At 54.0% G+C, this 16248-nt stretch carries 13 protein-coding genes; 4 read left to right on the top strand and 9 right to left on the bottom strand.

What is annotated here, in order from left to right; genetic code table 11:
- Positions 1 to 168: 168 nt before the first annotated feature.
- Both MELB17_RS09780 and MELB17_RS09775 read right to left on the bottom strand, forming a co-directional pair.
- Positions 169 to 2340 carry an EAL domain-containing protein gene (locus MELB17_RS09780; protein WP_007350065.1) on the bottom strand — a complete coding sequence of 724 codons (2172 nt, stop codon included), beginning with the start codon at positions 2338 to 2340 and terminating at the stop codon, positions 169 to 171.
- 17 nt (positions 2341 to 2357) lie between these two features.
- Positions 2358 to 4331, bottom strand: coding sequence for an HDOD domain-containing protein (locus MELB17_RS09775; protein WP_036184274.1), 1974 nt, complete (start codon positions 4329 to 4331; stop codon positions 2358 to 2360).
- 358 nt (positions 4332 to 4689) lie between these two features.
- Between MELB17_RS09775 and MELB17_RS09770 the strand changes: the two genes are divergently transcribed.
- Entirely contained in the window at positions 4690 to 6009 is a 1320-nt protein-coding gene (locus MELB17_RS09770; protein ID WP_007350063.1) for an AAA family ATPase, read from the top strand.
- Positions 6010 to 6319: 310 nt separating this feature from the next.
- Here the strand turns inward: MELB17_RS09770 and MELB17_RS09765 are convergent, their stop codons facing one another.
- From MELB17_RS09765 to pncB, 5 genes are all read right to left on the bottom strand, one after another.
- Positions 6320 to 6742, bottom strand: a complete 423-nt coding sequence (locus MELB17_RS09765) for a hypothetical protein (RefSeq protein ID WP_007350062.1) — start codon at positions 6740 to 6742, stop codon at positions 6320 to 6322.
- Positions 6743 to 6879: 137 nt separating this feature from the next.
- Entirely contained in the window at positions 6880 to 7107 is a 228-nt protein-coding gene (locus tag MELB17_RS09760) for a hypothetical protein (protein ID WP_007350061.1), read from the bottom strand.
- Complete coding sequence (locus MELB17_RS09755) at positions 7101 to 7739, bottom strand: isochorismatase family protein (RefSeq protein ID WP_007350060.1); 639 nt, start codon at positions 7737 to 7739, stop codon at positions 7101 to 7103. The genes MELB17_RS09760 and MELB17_RS09755 overlap by 7 nt, the downstream gene beginning before the upstream one ends.
- A gap of 15 nt (positions 7740 to 7754) precedes the next feature.
- The gene (gene nadE, locus MELB17_RS09750) at positions 7755 to 8615 is read right to left on the bottom strand and encodes an ammonia-dependent NAD(+) synthetase (RefSeq protein ID WP_007350059.1); all 861 of its coding nucleotides are present in this window, start codon (positions 8613 to 8615) and stop codon (positions 7755 to 7757) included.
- Between the two features lie 11 nt (positions 8616 to 8626).
- Positions 8627 to 9859 carry a nicotinate phosphoribosyltransferase gene (gene pncB, locus MELB17_RS09745; protein WP_007350058.1) on the bottom strand — a complete coding sequence of 411 codons (1233 nt, stop codon included), beginning with the start codon at positions 9857 to 9859 and terminating at the stop codon, positions 8627 to 8629.
- Positions 9860 to 9986: 127 nt separating this feature from the next.
- Between pncB and MELB17_RS09740 the strand changes: the two genes are divergently transcribed.
- On the top strand, positions 9987 to 10715 hold the full coding sequence (locus MELB17_RS09740) for an NUDIX hydrolase (protein WP_007350057.1): 729 nt from the start codon (positions 9987 to 9989) through the stop codon (positions 10713 to 10715).
- A 407-nt stretch (positions 10716 to 11122) separates the two neighbouring features.
- Here MELB17_RS09740 and MELB17_RS26470 read toward each other — a convergent pair whose 3' ends face one another.
- Both MELB17_RS26470 and MELB17_RS09730 read right to left on the bottom strand, forming a co-directional pair.
- Entirely contained in the window at positions 11123 to 11269 is a 147-nt protein-coding gene (locus MELB17_RS26470; RefSeq protein WP_413540281.1) for a hypothetical protein, read from the bottom strand.
- A gap of 969 nt (positions 11270 to 12238) precedes the next feature.
- Positions 12239 to 13177, bottom strand: a complete 939-nt coding sequence (locus tag MELB17_RS09730; RefSeq protein ID WP_007350055.1) for a LysR family transcriptional regulator — start codon at positions 13175 to 13177, stop codon at positions 12239 to 12241.
- 122 nt (positions 13178 to 13299) lie between these two features.
- Here MELB17_RS09730 and MELB17_RS09725 point away from each other — a divergent pair, with 122 nt between their 5' ends.
- Together MELB17_RS09725 and MELB17_RS09720 are read left to right on the top strand one after the other, a co-directional pair.
- The gene (locus MELB17_RS09725) at positions 13300 to 14562 is read left to right on the top strand and encodes a Zn-dependent hydrolase (protein ID WP_007350054.1); all 1263 of its coding nucleotides are present in this window, start codon (positions 13300 to 13302) and stop codon (positions 14560 to 14562) included.
- An 89-nt stretch (positions 14563 to 14651) separates the two neighbouring features.
- On the top strand, positions 14652 to 16205 hold the full coding sequence (locus MELB17_RS09720) for an ABC transporter substrate-binding protein (RefSeq protein WP_007350053.1): 1554 nt from the start codon (positions 14652 to 14654) through the stop codon (positions 16203 to 16205).
- Positions 16206 to 16248: the final 43 nt, after the last annotated feature.

The raw sequence follows: 16248 nt of genomic DNA, 5'->3' as shown, positions 1-16248 counted from the left end.
AGGTAAATAGCCTTTGGCCAACAATGTTCAAGCAGTGTGTCGCCCAGCGGCTCGAAATGATGGCGGAGACAGGTGAGCTGGAAAGGATATTCAAGCAGTATGTGCCGGATGCAACCCTGCAGCCGTTGAATCAATGGCTGCTTTTTTACCACCTTGATGGGACATTCGTCAGACTACGGCTCTTACTCGCTGACCATCCAACATCCTTGAAATGGCTTCGGGGGGCTGAGCGGGACCATAGAGGAAGCCCTGTATCTGCTGACAGCCAAGCCCTCTCAGGTAAGCCAATTGCGCATCTGTTTCTACGCCTTCCGCGATAATGTCCAACTTCAGGCCGTGGGCCATGGCCACGATAGCGTTAACGATGCAGGCGCCGTCTTCTCCATTTCCAATTCCGCGGACAAACGACTGATCTACTTTCAACGTGTGGATAGGCAACTGGTGAAGGTAGTTCAGCGAAGAATAGCCGGTACCGAAATCATCGATCGCAATACGGACCCCATAATCGGCCAGTTGTCGGAGCTTCTGGCTGATCTGCTCGAGGTCATTCATGATGACATTTTCGGTAATTTCGATTTCCAGATGGCTGGCTGGAAACTCTTCATTTTTGAGCTGCCTGATCAGGATTTCGACAAATCTCGGGTGCTCTACCTGAATCGGCGACATGTTTACTGCCAGCCTCAAATCCCTGTTGCCATCAAGTATCCACCCTTTGACCTGCCGGCAGGCCTGGGCCAGTACCTGCTCGCTAAGCGCTACAATCAGTTTGGTCTCTTCGGCCAATGGCAGAAAATCCTTGGGGTAGAGCAGTCCTCGATCCGGGTGCTGCCAGCGAACCAGCGCCTCCAGTCCCACAATGCGTCCGCTTTTGGCGCAAACTTGAGGCTGGTAGTAAACCCGCAGTTCGTTGTTCTCGAGAGCCTGTCTGAGATCCCTTTCCAGGCTGAGACGGTTGGCGGTGTCGATGTTCATGGATTCGCTGTAAAAACGGTAGCCGTCCTTGCCCCGGGCCTTTACGTGATACATGGCGATATCTGCGTTCTGAATCAGCTGATCCATTGAGATGCCGGCCTCCGGGTAAAGGGAGATACCGATACTAACTCCGACAAATACCTCGTGTTCGCCCAATTGAAAGGGTGCTTTGAGGGCATCAATCAGTTTCTTGGCAATACGCCGGGCATCGTTACTGTTGTTAATGGCGGGCAGCAACAGTGTGAACTCGTCACCGCCAAACCGTGACAGAGTGTCCCCTTTACGGAGGCAATGCTCCAGACGCTGGGTGACCACTTGCAACAAAACGTCACCCATGGCGTGACCCAGAGTATCGTTAACCACCTTGAACCGGTCCAGGTCCAGAAACATGACTGCGAGTTTCTGTTTGCTGCGACTCGCCTGGGTGATTGCAAGGCTCAACCGGTCAGTGAACAGTGCCCGGTTGGGCAACCGGGTTAGCAAATCATGATAGGCTTGGAAATTTATGAAGGCTTCCGCTTCCTTGCGTTCAGTCACGTCTCTTGCGGTGCCGTAAAACCGCGCCTTGGGGCCAGTGGTGCAGGCATTAAAATCGGCCCCCAGAGGCAAGGTTTCGTGATCAATCGGAAACGCAGTGATCTCGAAATACCGATTGGCCTTTTGACTGCCCCGGGTTTTGAGTTTTACTTCAAAGGTGCGGGGGTTTTCGGGTGTAACGCTTGGATCCTGGAGGGTATGGGTTCCGCGAGCAATGTCCTGTTCGTCAAGTAGGTGCCGGAAATGCTTTCCGTTGAGCTCCTCGCTGTTGTAGCCCAACAACGATTCGATCTTGCTGTTGATGAAACAAAAGCGCCCTTTGTCATCAAGCATGAAGACAATATCTGGGGAGTTGTTGACGATGTAACGGTGCAATGCTTCGGACTTTTCAAGTCGCTGTTGCACATCGGTATGAGCTCTGAATAGCAACTGTTTGCCCAGTGCAGCATCCAGGGTGGCAAACATTTCGTCCGGGTCAAAGGGTTTCTTGAGGTAGTTCTGAGCACCCCGTCGCAGCGCGCGACTGACGGCACTGAAAGAACTTTCACCGCTCACCACGATAATGCCGCATTTGGGCTGCACCTTCGCAGCATGGGACATGACCTCAAAGCCGTCGATTTCAGGCATTCTCAGGTCAAGCATGGCAAGGTCAAAGGTGCGCGTATTCAGCTGTCTGCAGGCTTCTTTTCCGCCCAACGCCGGGGTAACAAGATAACCCTGTTGCTCAAGCAGCGAGGAGAGACTGCTCAGCAGCCTCGGGTCGTCATCGGCGACGAGTATCCTGGCAATGATAGTGTCTGTTACTGGCGATTGGATCGGTTGCCGTGTCATCGCGCGCTGCCCATGATTTATGTCGGACCTTTGCTGGAATCGGATACCGCCGGCAGGAGAACCCTGAAACTGGTACCAGAGCTCCCCGTGCGGTATCCAATGATACCCTCCAGGTCATCAATGAGTTGTTTGACAATGCTCAGCCCTAGTCCGCTGTGGGTCACGCCCTTACTGGATTTTACAGGCTTGAACAGACTACTTTGAATGGCTTTCGGTAAACCCGGGCCGTTGTCTTCGATCAGCATTTCGATCCATTGCCGGCCCTGTTGCCAGACGGGCGAGGCGCTTGCAAGCTTAAGCTTACCCCCATCCGGCATGCACTCGACGGCGTTTCGGATCAGGTTAAGAATCACTTGGCGCACCGGCGCCCTGCCAGCCGCCAGATCTGTTGATTCTTCGCTCAAAATCAGATCGCAGTCAATGTCGCCGTCCCTGAACAGACTGTCCTGAAACAGGACGTGCAAGGCTCTCAATTCTCGATTAAGGTTTGTCGGTTCTTCGGTGTTCGGAGTGGGCTCTTGGCTCTCACCCATTTGCACCAACAGATTGCCAGCGCGCTCAAGCTCTTCCCGGATAATATCCAGTTGTTCCCGAACCTGTTCATTTTCAAGCCGCCCACGTAGTTGATAAATGTACTGCCGAATGATGGTTAAGGGATTGCTGATTTCATGAATGTGACGTCGTACGTTGTCTCGGGCAAGGGCCTGGTCAATATCCCCTGCGGTCACATCACCCTGGTTTTTCGACTCTTTACTCGCAATCAGATGTGATAATCGCGCGCAGAACATTTCAGCCAGTTCCAGCGTTGACACCATGTTTACGGCATCGGTGCCAATCACAAAAACACCCTGACAGCCGCCTTCGAACAGCACTGGAACAGCCGTCAGGGAGGATGTACTGAGTAGCGCCATTAATTGTTTGTCGAGCACGTTGGGAGAGCGGTCAGCCAGCAGCACAGCTTTTTGATCCCTGAAGCTTTGCGTCAGCACACTGCCTGTGGATGTGGCAACAATCGTCATGTCGGGCGGTTCGCCTTGACTATCTGATGCCAGGATCAGAACGTCATCGTCGGCTCTGAAAAACAGGCTGGGGCAACCTGTTAACAGAGTGAGGTTGCCCACAGTGCTGGCGAGCACCGGGCCTGAACCGTCGGCCAGGCTGAGAGCCTGGTTGGTCATGGCCTGGCGAATAACAGTATTGCGCAATGTCTGGCTTGCCTTTTGGCCATCGTAGGCATGTTCAAGAGCAACACCCAACGATTGTGCGAGGGCAGAAACGTCATGATTGATGCGCAGTGATAATTCCCGGGTGAGATCTTCACTAAGATTGAAGATGGTACCTGCGGCAGCAATACCGGCCGCGTCGGACTGAGCTAGCCGTGTTGACAGATTAATCAGCTTGACCAAATGGGCCGCATCACGGATTTCCGACGCCGGAGCCTTTTGATAACGCACAGCATCTACTGCCATCTGCCCTAGCCCCCAGGTCTGGGCAAGCTGCGCTCCGATCTCTGCCTGGTGATCGAGATACTCCTGTTGAAGATTACCCGGAGTCATTTTCAGAGCAATCAGTTCGCCAATGTTATGGAGCATTCCCAACATAAAGGCTTCGTCCGCAGAGGGGTAGCGGGTAAGCGTGGCGAGGGTTTTGGCGGTCAGTGCGGTGGTGAGAGAGTGGCGCCAGAAATCACGAAGTTGTTGCCACTGGCCTGCACCAAGATCGAACATCAACTGCCGGAGTGCGGCCGTGAGAATCAGGGTGCGTAAACGTTCGGTGCCAAGCCGGAGCAGTGCTTGCTCAGCCGAGCGAATTTCTCCCGACCGACCGTAGAGTGATGAATTAGCCATGGCCAATACTTGCGCCGTGAGTGCCGTATCAGCCGAAATAATATCGCTGATATGACGGTAGCTGTCTTCCTTTCGACACGCTTCCAGCGCCCTGAGTGTGACTTCGGGGAGGCTGGGTAATTGTGTGTTGGGCGATATTTGCATGGAATTACCGGTCATATATCTGGCACTTCACTTAGCATTACCATAGTGCTAAGAGTTTAAACAATCAATTCCATTAAATAAATACAGGTTGTTGAAAATTTTACTAAATTCTGGACGGATTAATTAAAGTTCGATTTGAGTCTCACATTGCAGCAAACGAAAACCCGTTAGTAGGACTTATTCTGTGTCATCTACCTGATATTGCCACGCAAAATATTGTCAAAAATACAACGAATGTACCCGAAGTGTCGTCTCGCTGGCTATATTGTCTTGCATGTTCGCGGTAGACTTAAATTAGTGGATTAGTCTGTTCTTTTCCTCTGAGCGTGGTTTTGAAGTCAGTATCAAAGAGAAGCCGATGACGGATTCGAGGCATATTTCAGCCCAGCCCAGGGTTATTGCCGTCACCGGCGGTAAAGGTGGTGTCGGTAAAACCTCTGTTGCCATCAATCTTGCGCTGGCCCTTACGCGCGAGGGCCACAGCGTGCTGCTGCTCGACGGAGACTTGGATCTTGCCAATGTTGCCATCATGCTGGGTCAGTATCCGAAACACACTCTGGAACACGTACTTCTTCGGGAATGCACACTTGATGAAATCATCATGGAGGCGCCTTTGGGGCTGCATGTAATTCCAGGGGCATCGGGGGTGCAACGCTGCATGGACATGGGTGTTGCGGGCAGTCTCGATTTGCTCAAGAGCCTTGCTGCACTGGAACGCCGTTACGATTATGTTCTCATTGATACTGCCGCTGGCTTGCAGCCAGTTGTTCTTCACATGATTGCCTCCGCTGCCATGGCCTGTGTAGTGGTAACTCCCGACCCTGCTTCTCTAACCGATGCATTTTCGCTAATCAAGGTGCTGCAACGGCAAGGCTACCGGCGTACCCCGAGTGTGCTGGTTAACATGGCTCACGGTGCCAGTCAGGCACAATCGATATTTCAGCGCTTTGCAGCGGCATCGCAGCGTCATTTGAACGTGCAGCCACATTATCTGGGCGCCATCTGGCGTGACGAGACACTGCGCCAATCAGTGATCACCCAGCGCCCGGTGGCTTTGCTGGCTCAGTCAGACCCGTCCTGCCGGCAGTTTCACTCACTGGCGGACAGGGTGAAGATAAGGTTGGAACAACTGCCACCCAGAAAATCCGGAATTGCAGCCTATTGGTACAAAGCCGTTCGTAAATCGGAGCAGGATAGACCAACCGCAACGCCCACTAACGAACCCACGCCAACAAAAGCCAAAATTGGGACCCGGGTTCGGCAGGCCGTTGTCGAATTCGATGATCTTGTCTCTGATCCATCATTGCCGCCAATGCTTCGTAATGAAGCATTGGCGGCTTGCTTTGCATTGCTTGGGCGCACGATGGACGACGACACTTTAGAGATTATCCAGACCGGACTGGCAGCACTTGACTGGGAAGCCCTGAGCGTTCCTCAACGAGCCCACTTCGCCACCCATTTGCGAGATTTGGCAAGCCAGGTCGCGCCCGAGTCTTCGAGGCCGGGAGGCGCCCAGTCTGTGACTCGAGGCGCCGACCGGGAGCCGCGTTACGATCAGGTCATATTTGGCGACCAGGAGCGTCTGCTGAAAGCCCTTCGCGAACAACCCAGCAACATCTCTCTGGACCACTTTCTGCGCGGGTTGGCAGGTAAGACGGATAACCGGTTCGAGGGTTGAAATCCAGCATTTTGAGGTTATTCCTCCCCGCTCATGTTCATGTTTTTTGCTGCATGTCACCTGGTTGTCATTCACAATGCAAGAATATTGATCTCCAGCGTTGTCGATGTTTCGGTCAGAGGGTCTTCGCTTCCCGAACTAACTGGCCCGGTAAATGCTGGCCAGGAAATGCAGAAATCTCGATGCAGGCTGTGTGTATCGGAAATACAATCGAGCCGCACGGCTTTCCTCCATAGGCGTTTAATGGCAATGAGTAGAGTGAATTACTAATCAGTATTTCGGCGTACTAATTGCCACTAAGGGTAAAATTTCACTCAAAAATACGCCCTGCCTTTTCTCGGATAGCCAAGTCCATTTCTTCAATACTGACCACTCGATTCAAAGCAACACGCCCTTTCAAGTGTGCGATATTCGGCGGGGTTAAAAGCTCCTCTTCCAGCGTCCAGTCCATAAATGGCAGTAACCGAACCATATTCCGGGCATCGTCCGCGCCCCGATGGTGGTGTCCCTCTAATGCTAATCCGTGAAACTCAAGAGCGTGGACTATCCCATTTTTACGCTTTTGCCCGGTTGTGCGGCGCCAGAGTCGTTTCAGGTTCAGATGGGGATAATTCATCATCGCAGGAGACACACCATGCTTCTCGCTATCGGCCTGAATGTGTAGACGGTCGTAGTTACCCCAGCTGCAACAGATAAAATCCTCATGCGGCTGTCCCAACCACGCGTCGAGCATTCTGCACGCTTCAGGGTACGGCGGCGCGGTCTCAATCAATGATGGCCTGGCGCCGTAGAAAAACTACTCTGGCGCCTCTTATTCAGTACCTACACCGCAAAACATGGTTCAGGTGGCACCCTCAAAACGCACTTTGACTAACTAAGTCCACCAAGCACACTGAGCCTTAATTGAGGGTTGGCAATATCGACCGTGAAAAGTGGCCACATCTGCCAGCGAATAGGGAACGGCAACATAGCTTTGCCGAAGAAGTGGTCAATCGAAGGGACCAACCACACCTCATCACGCACATCGAGGGCCTGGCGGATCGCATCCAAGTGCCCTCGGGTCGGTGGGTTAAAGGCACTGCCGAGGATCCCTACCATGGCAGCAATCGCTTGACGTCGTCCGCATTTTTGGCGAACTCGGCACCGGCCTGCTTCATGTCGGTCATCGCCTGCTCAACGCTGTCCTCAGCGATACCCCGGACGGCTGCCAGATTGACGATGACCTGAAACCCGGCGTCTCTTAACTGCAGAACGGTTTTGGCGACGCAGTAATCAAACGCCAGACCACCAACAATGACAACGGCCACGCCCTTGCTTTTAAGGAACTCGATAACACCCGTGGTCACGGTATCACCCAGATCGTGATAGCAGGCACCATACGGGTGGCAGTCCGGGTCCAGACCTTTATTCACCATGAAGTCATAACCGGTGGCGGGGTGCGGCAGGCCGTCCAGCAACTCGAAACCGAAGGTTCCCAGTTCGGCGTGCCGAGGCCACTTAATGTCGATATTTTCGCCCTCAATCTTACTGAAAACGTCTTCGGGCGTGTCGGCGATCCACTTAGCATTTGAGGGGTGAGCATCCCGGGAACCAACCCGGAAAGCGGCCAACTCGGCCTGTGCATTCAGCTCATCGACGATTTGGTCACCTTCCGGTACCGGCAGCTCATTCGGGCACAGAGGCGTGAACGTCTTCTGTGCGTCTACGTCAAAAGAGGCAATGCAGGTCATATCAGAACTCCTTGCTTACCGTGTGTCACCGGGCTTGAAGGCACCCATGACCGCCAGCGGGTCACACCGTTTGTGCTGAGTTTTTTCATACTGAGCGACCAGCTTGCGAACTTGATCGTCGGAACCGCCCTTGAACTCCAGGAAATCATCGATGACGTCGTAAGAAAGGCCCAGCACGTCTTCGTCCGCCAGTTGGGGCCGCAGGCATTCCAGATCTGCCGTTGCCGGTTTGCCAGCCATCTCATCGCTGGCGCCCAGCTCTGAGGCCAGACGACGAACCTGACGCTTGCTCAGACCACGCAGCGGCAGCAGGTCACAGGCGCCATCGCCCCACTTGGTAAAGAAGCCGGTTACCGCCTCCGCATTGTGGTCGGTGCCCACGACAAGCCCGTTGTTCAGGGCGGCAATCTCATACTGGGCGGTCATCCGCACGCGTGCTTTGACGTTGCCCCGTTCAAAGTCAGCGCGTTCCAGGCTGATCTCAGAATCATTCACCACGACCGCGGCGTGAAGCGCGTCCACGCTCGGCTTGATATCGACGTTCATGATGCGGTCCGGGTCAATGAATTGCAGAGCCGCCTGCGCAGCGTCTTCATCGACCTGCTCACCATAAGGCAAGCGAACAGCGATAAATCTGGCTTCCGGGTCAATGGTTTTCATTTGGTCAGCCGCCAGTTGACAGAGTTTGCCCGCGACCAGTGAATCAACGCCTCCGCTGATACCGAGAACCAGCGTGCTGCGCCCGGCACTTTGAAGTGTCTCGCACAGGAACGTCACACGTTTGGTGATTTCCTTGTCCCAGTCGCGACCTTCTGTGGGCTGAACGCCCAACTCTTCCAAAATGCGGCCGGCGGTCATGTAGAGTTGTTTGCTCATCAGTCTGCTCCTTATTGAACGTTAAACCGGGCCTTCAGGTTGGCCAGGTACACAGGGTCATCACACATGCTCTTGCCGGGCTCATCGCTGATCTTCGCCACGGGCATGCCATTACACGCAACCATCTTCATAACGATATCTAGAGGCTGATAAGCGTCACCGTCGGGCGTCACGTAGTCGCCCAAGTCGTTGCTCAGAAACGTTCCAATGCCAAAGCTCGTCTGAATCCGACCCTGAAAATGTTCCGCGATATCCAAAGCTCGATCGAAATTCAGGCCGTCGCTGAACACCAGCGTTTTCGTCATCGGATCGATGCCCAGGGCTTCATAGTGGGCGATGAACTTTTCGCCCCAAATGATCGGGTCACCACTGTCGTGGCGCACACCGGAGAACAGCACCGAGAACAAATAATCAAAGTCCGCCAGGAAGGCATCAGCGGTGATGCAATCCGTCAGGGCAACACCCAGGCGACCGCGGTAGACCTGATTCCACACTTCCAGAGCTTCTTTTTGTGACTGGGCGACATTTACAAGCGCCTGATGTGCCTGCAGGTACTCGTGCGCCATGGTGCCGATGGCTGTGAGATTGTATTCCCGGGCCAAGTGGTAATTGCTGGTGCCGATGAAGTTGTCGGGCAGTGCTTTGGCCAGATAATCCACCACGCGGTTCTGCACGGTGTAGGAGAAGCGGCGGCGGGTACCGAAGTCGGCGAACTTGAATGATTCAATGCCGCGACGATCCAGCTCCAATTTCAGCTGCTCGACCTTTTCATAGAGCACATCCTGAAACTGGTCCTCACCGACATTGCCGTACCGGCGACGGTTGCGAACTTCACTAACGATAGCCAGTACCGGGACCTCGAACAGGATGGCGTAGAGCCACGGGCCGTCGCACTCAATGACCAGCTTGCCCTGCTCCACCCGGATTGACAGGTAGCGCTTGGGATCGAAGCGGTATTGGCGCAGGAAGTCTATAAAAGCTGGCTTGAGGAAGCGAATTTTGCCCAAGTACAGCAATTCGTCTTCGGTGAAACCCAGCCCGTCGAGATCATGCAAGGCTTTGCGAATTTCACCGGCATATTGCGCCAGGTTCTCATCGGTCCGGCACCGGAATTTGTACTTCACGATCACCGGTGCGTACTTTTCAAAAACGACTTGCTGCATGTGCAACTTGTAGGCGTCGGTATCCATCGCGCTGGTGATGGTCTGTTGGCGGAACAGTGATTTGTCGACGGTTGCGCTCATGGCTCTACTCTTTAGTCAATTCATTTGACGGTAAAAGTAGCGTCTAATTATTCTTGTGTCAATTGATTTGACAGAAAAAGTTCGGATGGTATTCTTAGATCAACACTTACTCACTGGAGACGCCTTCATGGTTGTCACACTCGATTTTATTTGCCTGCGCCTGAACCCGGAATCCGGGCTCCCGGAAGTCATGCTGCAAGAGCGCCAGAAGGGACCAGAGAGCGGTCGGTACGCCCTTGTGGGTGGTTTGGTATGGGAACAGCCTGCGTCTGACGGGGGTGATTCAGATGAAACCCTGGGGAATGCCGTAACCCGCATTCTAAAAGGCAAGGTTGGCTTCTTGCCAAATCATCTGGAGAAGCTCCCTCCAGAAGGAAGCGTGACCCGGGACGCATCACTGGGGTGGTCAGTGACGATTCCATTTCTATGTCTGTTCAATCGCCCGGATATGGCCGAGTTGGATCAGCAGGACGGAATTAAGTGGGAACCAATCGAGTCGATTCTGGCCGGGGAATACCCTCTGCCTTTTGATCATCGGAAGCTCGTGAACATCGCTTACGAAGCGTTCCTGAACAAAATCAAATACTCGTCGTTGCTGCTCTACCTGCTCCCCGAGAAGGTTGCCGTGCGTCAGATCGTTGAAGCGTACGATATCTTTGGTATCTGCGTGAAGAAACAAACGGTGTTCAGTCGGTGGGTAAATACGGGGCTGCTGGCAGAAACCGGAGAGAAGCGTTCGATGGCGGCGAAGGGCCAGCCATCGAAGCTTTACAGACTGGAAGAGGAATCTCTGTCTTATTTCGACAGCGAGATTGGCAAGAGCTACAACAAAGCGCTGTCTGCCGTTCGCTCCTGAATGTCAGAAGTCCTGCCCGTAACAAACGGGACCTGTGGACTTCCCCCAGTTTAGTAGACACGCATCGATAACTCCGCAGGAGGGGCAAAACGATGGCCTGGCGCCGTAGAAAAACCCTCAAAACCACCTCTGCGGCTGTCATAAGGTATCTACACCGCTAAAAATGGTTCAAGTAACACCGCAAAAACTCACTTTGTTTCAGGTGACACTTGCGCCCCAGTGGCTCAAAACAGCGCATAGGTTTTTAGTACGTTGCGGATAGATTCTATATTCACGTGTTCATCTACCCCGTGAATATTTTCGGCAACAGGCCCCTGACACATTCCCAGGTACGCCATACAGGCTGATACGAAACCACAGCACACCCGCTTGCCCCGAGATGATGTGGGCGTCGAATGACTCGGGGATTAGCACAAAGTCGCCCGTGTGTGACCGGCCTTGACGCAAACAAGCGCCCCATGACCAGCACACTCTTTCTCGATCACGGTTTGAAGCGTCAACGGGTGAAAAATATCCACGCCTGCCTGTTGCACCGCTTTAACAGCCATGCACATGGCGGCGATATCGGCCTTCATGTCACCCGCACCGCGCCCATAGAGTATCTCGCCATGGTTCCCACGGAGGTCTAGGCCAGCGATTGTTTGGCTCGGCAGGCACCACATCCAGGTGCCCGTTGAAAATCAGATGTCGCCCGCTCGCAGCTTCATTCAAAGTTGCAATTACGTTATGCCGAGACTCAGAAACAACGTGAGAGGTGTTGTCAGCGTCATTGTGTGACGCATCATGGGTGTCATCGAGGCCATCATACGTGTGACCAGAAGCTCCCATGAACTGGCTGTCTTCGACACTTTTTTTGTACTAGGACAAAGCCGTGTTTGTTAGCGGCACACGGGGCAAGTTGAAATTTTCTTTGCGGTACCACTCGTCGATTATCGCCTGTGCACTTTGCTCCTGCTCGAGCACACTGTAGGTTCGCTCCAAAAGCCCTATTAATCAGGGGTTTCATCGAACAGTACATCGCAGCAGGAGAGTACTTCGCACTCCTGCTCAGTCAGCATCTTATTGTTCCGTTATCGTTGTAATAAGCGATTTTTACCACGTTGTAGCTGCGTTTCCTAACGACTTTCCTAACCCGTTTTCGCCACATTGAGCCGGATTTTTCTGGAGTTCAAGCAACATTGAAAACCGCCTGGCTCGCGCTTTTAAATGTTGCTCTTTTTTTATAACTCACATTTTCAATACGCTTTGCAAGGAAAAACCAGAAGGGCCTTTGTATTTGTTTCATTTATACATTGTATAAAAAATTAAAAATTGTTTTATGCAATCCGTAGTGATACTTATAAAAAACTTTCAAGTATTAAAAAAATGACTGGTCCAGCGAGTCGCCGTTGTCGCAACTTTCACGACAGGCGCCCCAGGTCAGTAACCAACATTCAGATTAAGAAACGATCAGTATCGCAGGCCAGCAACGTTGATAAAAACGACAACAGGTGAGCCGAGTGAATAATTATTCAGGAGTTGCTTCACGGCAGCCGTTGTTCGATAGGCACTTCTGCCATCGCACGGTGCATAAAATCGAAGAACACGCGCTCTGCTTGGGAAAAGCGCGAGTCCTGATGCCATATCAGGTGCAGGTCAATATTGGGGATGCCTTCATAGGGGGGCAACGGCCACAGCAGGCCACTGTCAATGTCTTGCTGAACGGTGTGCTCCGGCAGGCAGCCAATGCCCCAGCCGCTGCGCACGAAACGCTGGATTTCCGTCAGACTGCTCGACGTGACGACCTTCTCTCCCACCAGTCCTGCATTGGCTCGAAACAGCGCAATGCCCGCCAGGGCGCCAGAAAGCTGAGCGCTGGTGAACGAGACGAACGGCTCGTGGCTGAGGGCCTGCAGCGACAGGTTCTGCTGGCCGAAGAAGCGATGCGCCCGACCACAAAAGAACCGATAGCGCTGATTCACCAGCAGTTGGCTGTTCAAGACCTCTACCGGATGCAGCTGCAGGCTCACTCCCACCGTGCCCATTTTCTGCACCATCGACTGAACCACATCATGGCTCGACAGCACGTTAACCTCGCAGGTAATGCGGGGGTGTTGATGATGAAATCGTTGCAGCACGTCATCAAGAAAGCTGCATTGAATACCGCTAACCAGAAACAGGGTGATCTGTCCGGCCACTTCTGGAGGAGCGTCGCGCACGTTAACGCTGAGCCGCGCCACATTGGCATAGATTTCCAACGCTTCGCAATAGACCAGTTCGCCCGCTGCCGTCACTCGAAAGCGATGACTGCCACGCTCGATCAGGCTCTGCCCAAGATGCGATTCAAGCCGCTTCAACGCTAGGCTGACCGCCGGCTGCGAAAGGTTCAGGCGCTGCCCAGCACGACTGATACTTTTTTCCTGGACGATACTGACAAAGGTACGCAGCAAGTTCCAGTCAAGCGAGTCGTGTAGGGACCTCATCCAAGCAAACTCCCGTGCGCGATAGAAAATTCACCTGTCAGTTCTAACAAAGATTACAGCAAGGCGGCGTAGCTGCCAATCACCAGCCACAAGGCTTATTGATCAGTAAAGGAGAACATCGCATGACGACTCACGCTACAAATGTGCCCACTACCCCGCAGATTGATGGCGAACGTCTTTGGTCATCGCTGATGGGGATGGCGCGTATCGGACCATCTCCCAACGGCGGTAGCCGTCGGCTGGCCCTGAGCGATGAGGACCTGGCCGGTCGCCAGCAGCTGCTCGACTGGGCCGCATTGCTGGGCTGCGAATGGCAGATGGACCAAGCCGGCAATATGTTCATTTATCGCCCTGGGCGTGACAACGATCTTTCTCCTGTGGCGGTTGGCAGCCATCTGGATACCCAGCCGCTGGGCGGACGTTTTGATGGTGTGCTGGGTGTACTCGCCGGGTTGGAAATCTTTCGCACTCTGAACGACCAGGGCATTACCACCCAGCGGCCGCTGGTGCTGGTGAATTGGACCAACGAGGAAGGCAGCCGCTTTGCCCCGGCATTGGGCGGCAGTGGTGTTTACAGTGAACGGCTGTCGCTGGAGGATTTTCGCGCCGCCGAGGACCGTGATGGTGTCTCTTTGGGCGAAGCGCTCGACCAATCCGGCTATAAAGGCTCTCTGACTCGCCACGATCTGCCGCTGGCAGCCTATCTGGAATTGCATATTGAACAGGGCCCGATACTCGAGAAAAAAAACCTGCCCGTAGGCATTGTCAGTGGCGTGCAAGGGCTACGCTGGTACGACATCACATTTACCGGTGATTCCGCTCACGCGGGCCCGACGCCCATGGAGTATCGCCATGACCCATTGATGGCCGCGACGGCCTTTGTGGAAGCCATGCGCAAGAGCGTACTCGACGATGCCGATGGCGCCTCACGCCTGACCATCGGCGATTTTCAGGTCGCCGAGCCGTCGCGCAATGTGATTCCGGGGGCGGTCACCCTGCAGGTCGATGTACGTCATACCAAGGAAGCCGCCCTGCAAACGCTTGATGACAACCTCCGCGCCCATGTACAGGCGGCCGCCGAACGCGAAGGCGTCAACGCCAACATCAGTGTGGTGTGGCATATGCCGGTCACCCGCTTTGATGAGGCGCTGGTGAAGGATCTTTCCAGCGCGACGGAGGCGTTGGGCCACGTGCCGTTTTGCATGATGAGCGGCGCCGGTCATGACGCGGTGAATGTCAGCTATGTGACGCCAACCGCGATGTTGTTCATCCCTTGCCGAGGCGGCATCAGCCATAACGAACGCGAGTATGCAGAGCCCGAGCACTGCGCCATCGCCGCACAAGTACTATGCGATGCGCTACTGCGCACGGCGAATCGCGAGTAACAAGGCAGTCTGGACGAATTCAATGCCTTAATAACCCGGCTCTGCGGAGCCATGTGTCCCATCAACAAACCATAATTACGGGGAAAACAATGAAAAAAACCTTAACCCTTGCCATTACTATTGCATCTCTGGCGGCCACTTACGCCTGGGCGGAAGAACCCCGCTCAGGCGGCGTTATCAACACGGTGATCCAGCCTGAACCGCCCGGCATTATTGCCGGGGTTCACCAGAACGCACCGACCCAGACGGTCTCCGGCAACATCTATGAAAGCCTGCTGCGTTACGATACCGACCTCAACCCCATGCCGCAGCTGGCCCGTGACTGGACAGTCAGCGAAGATGGCCTGACCTACACATTCTACCTGCATGAAGACGCCACCTGGCACGATGGCGAGCCTTTCACTTCCGCAGATGTGGTGTTCTCCACCGATGTTTACCTGCGTGAAATGAACCCTCGCACCCGGACGATTCTTTCCCACGTAAAGAGCATCGAAGCTCCTGACGATCACACCGTGGTATTCACGCTCAAAAACGCCTTTGGCCCTTTTATCCTGGCCTTTGAAGCGGGCACCATGCCGATGATGCCCAAGCATATCTATGAAAATACCGACTTCCGCACCAACGAAGCCAACAATCATCCGATTGGCACCGGCCCGTTCAAGTTCGAAAGCTGGGACCGTGGCCGCGTCATTAAGCTGGTGAAAAACGAAGACTATTACGAGGAAGGGCTGCCCTACCTGGACGGCATCAACTGGCACGTTATTCCGGATGCTTCGTCGCGTGCGGTGGCCTACGAAAACGGTACGATCGACGTGCTACCGGCCAACTCGGTCGAAAACTTCGATATCCCGCGTCTGAGCAAACTCGATAACACCTGTCGTACCGAACAGGGTCAGGAGTACTTCAGCCCCTTCGCCATGCTGTGGATGAACAACCGCGAAGGCCCGACGGCGGATAAACGCTTTCGTCAGGCAGTCATGTACGCCCTTGACCGTGAATTTGTCCGCGATGTGCTGTGGAACGGTTTGGGCAAGGTGCCGCTTTCCTCCTTTGGCTCGAATGCCAGCTTTCAGAATGACAGCCTGCCACCTTATGAACACGACCCGGAACGCGCCCGTGAACTGTTGGATGAAATGGGCTACGAGGGTGAAGAAATACGCTTGTTGCCGATTCCCTACGGCGAAACCTGGGTACGCTGGGCCGAAGCGGTTCAGCAGAATCTGCAGGAAGTGGGCATCAACGTCTCCACACAGTCCACTGATATCGGTGGTTGGAACCAGCGCCTGGCCGAGTGGGACTACGATCTCGCCTTTACTTACCTCTTTCAATACGGCGACCCGGCCCTGGGTATCTCACGGACCTATATTTCCAGCAATATCGCGAAAGGCTCTCCGTGGAACAACGTCGAAGGTTATAAGAACGAGCGCGTAGACGAGCTGTTCGACCTTGCGGCGACGGCCTACCCGGACAAAAAACGTGAAGAGTATTACCACGAAGCTCAGGAGATTCTTCACGACGAAGTCCCGGTCGGCTGGTTGCTTGAACTGGGTTTCCCGACCCTCTACCGCTGTGATGTTAAAAACCTTGTCACCACAGGCATTGGCCTTAACGACGGCTTTAAAAACGCCTGGTTTGACCGGTAGCACGACGTTGGGCGGCGTTTCGCCGCCCAACTCTGGCATCACG

It is taken from the genome of Marinobacter sp. ELB17, assembly GCF_000169375.1.
Lineage (GTDB): Bacteria > Pseudomonadota > Gammaproteobacteria > Pseudomonadales > Oleiphilaceae > Marinobacter.
This window is presented reverse-complemented; position numbering and strand designations above follow the sequence as displayed.

Excerpts from the sequence above, each read along its gene's own strand:
- MELB17_RS26470 (WP_413540281.1), bottom strand. The coding sequence starts at position 11,269 with ATGTGCATGGCTGTTAAAGCGGTGCAACAGGCAGGCGTGGATATTTTT.
- MELB17_RS09775 (WP_036184274.1), bottom strand. The coding sequence starts at position 4,331 with ATGCAAATATCGCCCAACACACAATTACCCAGCCTCCCCGAAGTCACA.
- MELB17_RS09770 (WP_007350063.1), top strand. The coding sequence starts at position 4,690 with ATGACGGATTCGAGGCATATTTCAGCCCAGCCCAGGGTTATTGCCGTC.
- MELB17_RS09725 (WP_007350054.1), top strand. The coding sequence starts at position 13,300 with ATGACGACTCACGCTACAAATGTGCCCACTACCCCGCAGATTGATGGC.
- MELB17_RS09730 (WP_007350055.1), bottom strand. The coding sequence starts at position 13,177 with ATGAGGTCCCTACACGACTCGCTTGACTGGAACTTGCTGCGTACCTTT.
- MELB17_RS09780 (WP_007350065.1), bottom strand. The coding sequence starts at position 2,340 with ATGACACGGCAACCGATCCAATCGCCAGTAACAGACACTATCATTGCC.
- MELB17_RS09740 (WP_007350057.1), top strand. The coding sequence starts at position 9,987 with ATGGTTGTCACACTCGATTTTATTTGCCTGCGCCTGAACCCGGAATCC.
- MELB17_RS09755 (WP_007350060.1), bottom strand. The coding sequence starts at position 7,739 with ATGACCTGCATTGCCTCTTTTGACGTAGACGCACAGAAGACGTTCACG.
- MELB17_RS09765 (WP_007350062.1), bottom strand. The coding sequence starts at position 6,742 with ATGCTCGACGCGTGGTTGGGACAGCCGCATGAGGATTTTATCTGTTGC.
- MELB17_RS09760 (WP_007350061.1), bottom strand. The coding sequence starts at position 7,107 with ATGGTAGGGATCCTCGGCAGTGCCTTTAACCCACCGACCCGAGGGCAC.
- nadE (WP_007350059.1), bottom strand. The coding sequence starts at position 8,615 with ATGAGCAAACAACTCTACATGACCGCCGGCCGCATTTTGGAAGAGTTG.
- MELB17_RS09720 (WP_007350053.1), top strand. The coding sequence starts at position 14,652 with ATGAAAAAAACCTTAACCCTTGCCATTACTATTGCATCTCTGGCGGCC.
- pncB (WP_007350058.1), bottom strand. The coding sequence starts at position 9,859 with ATGAGCGCAACCGTCGACAAATCACTGTTCCGCCAACAGACCATCACC.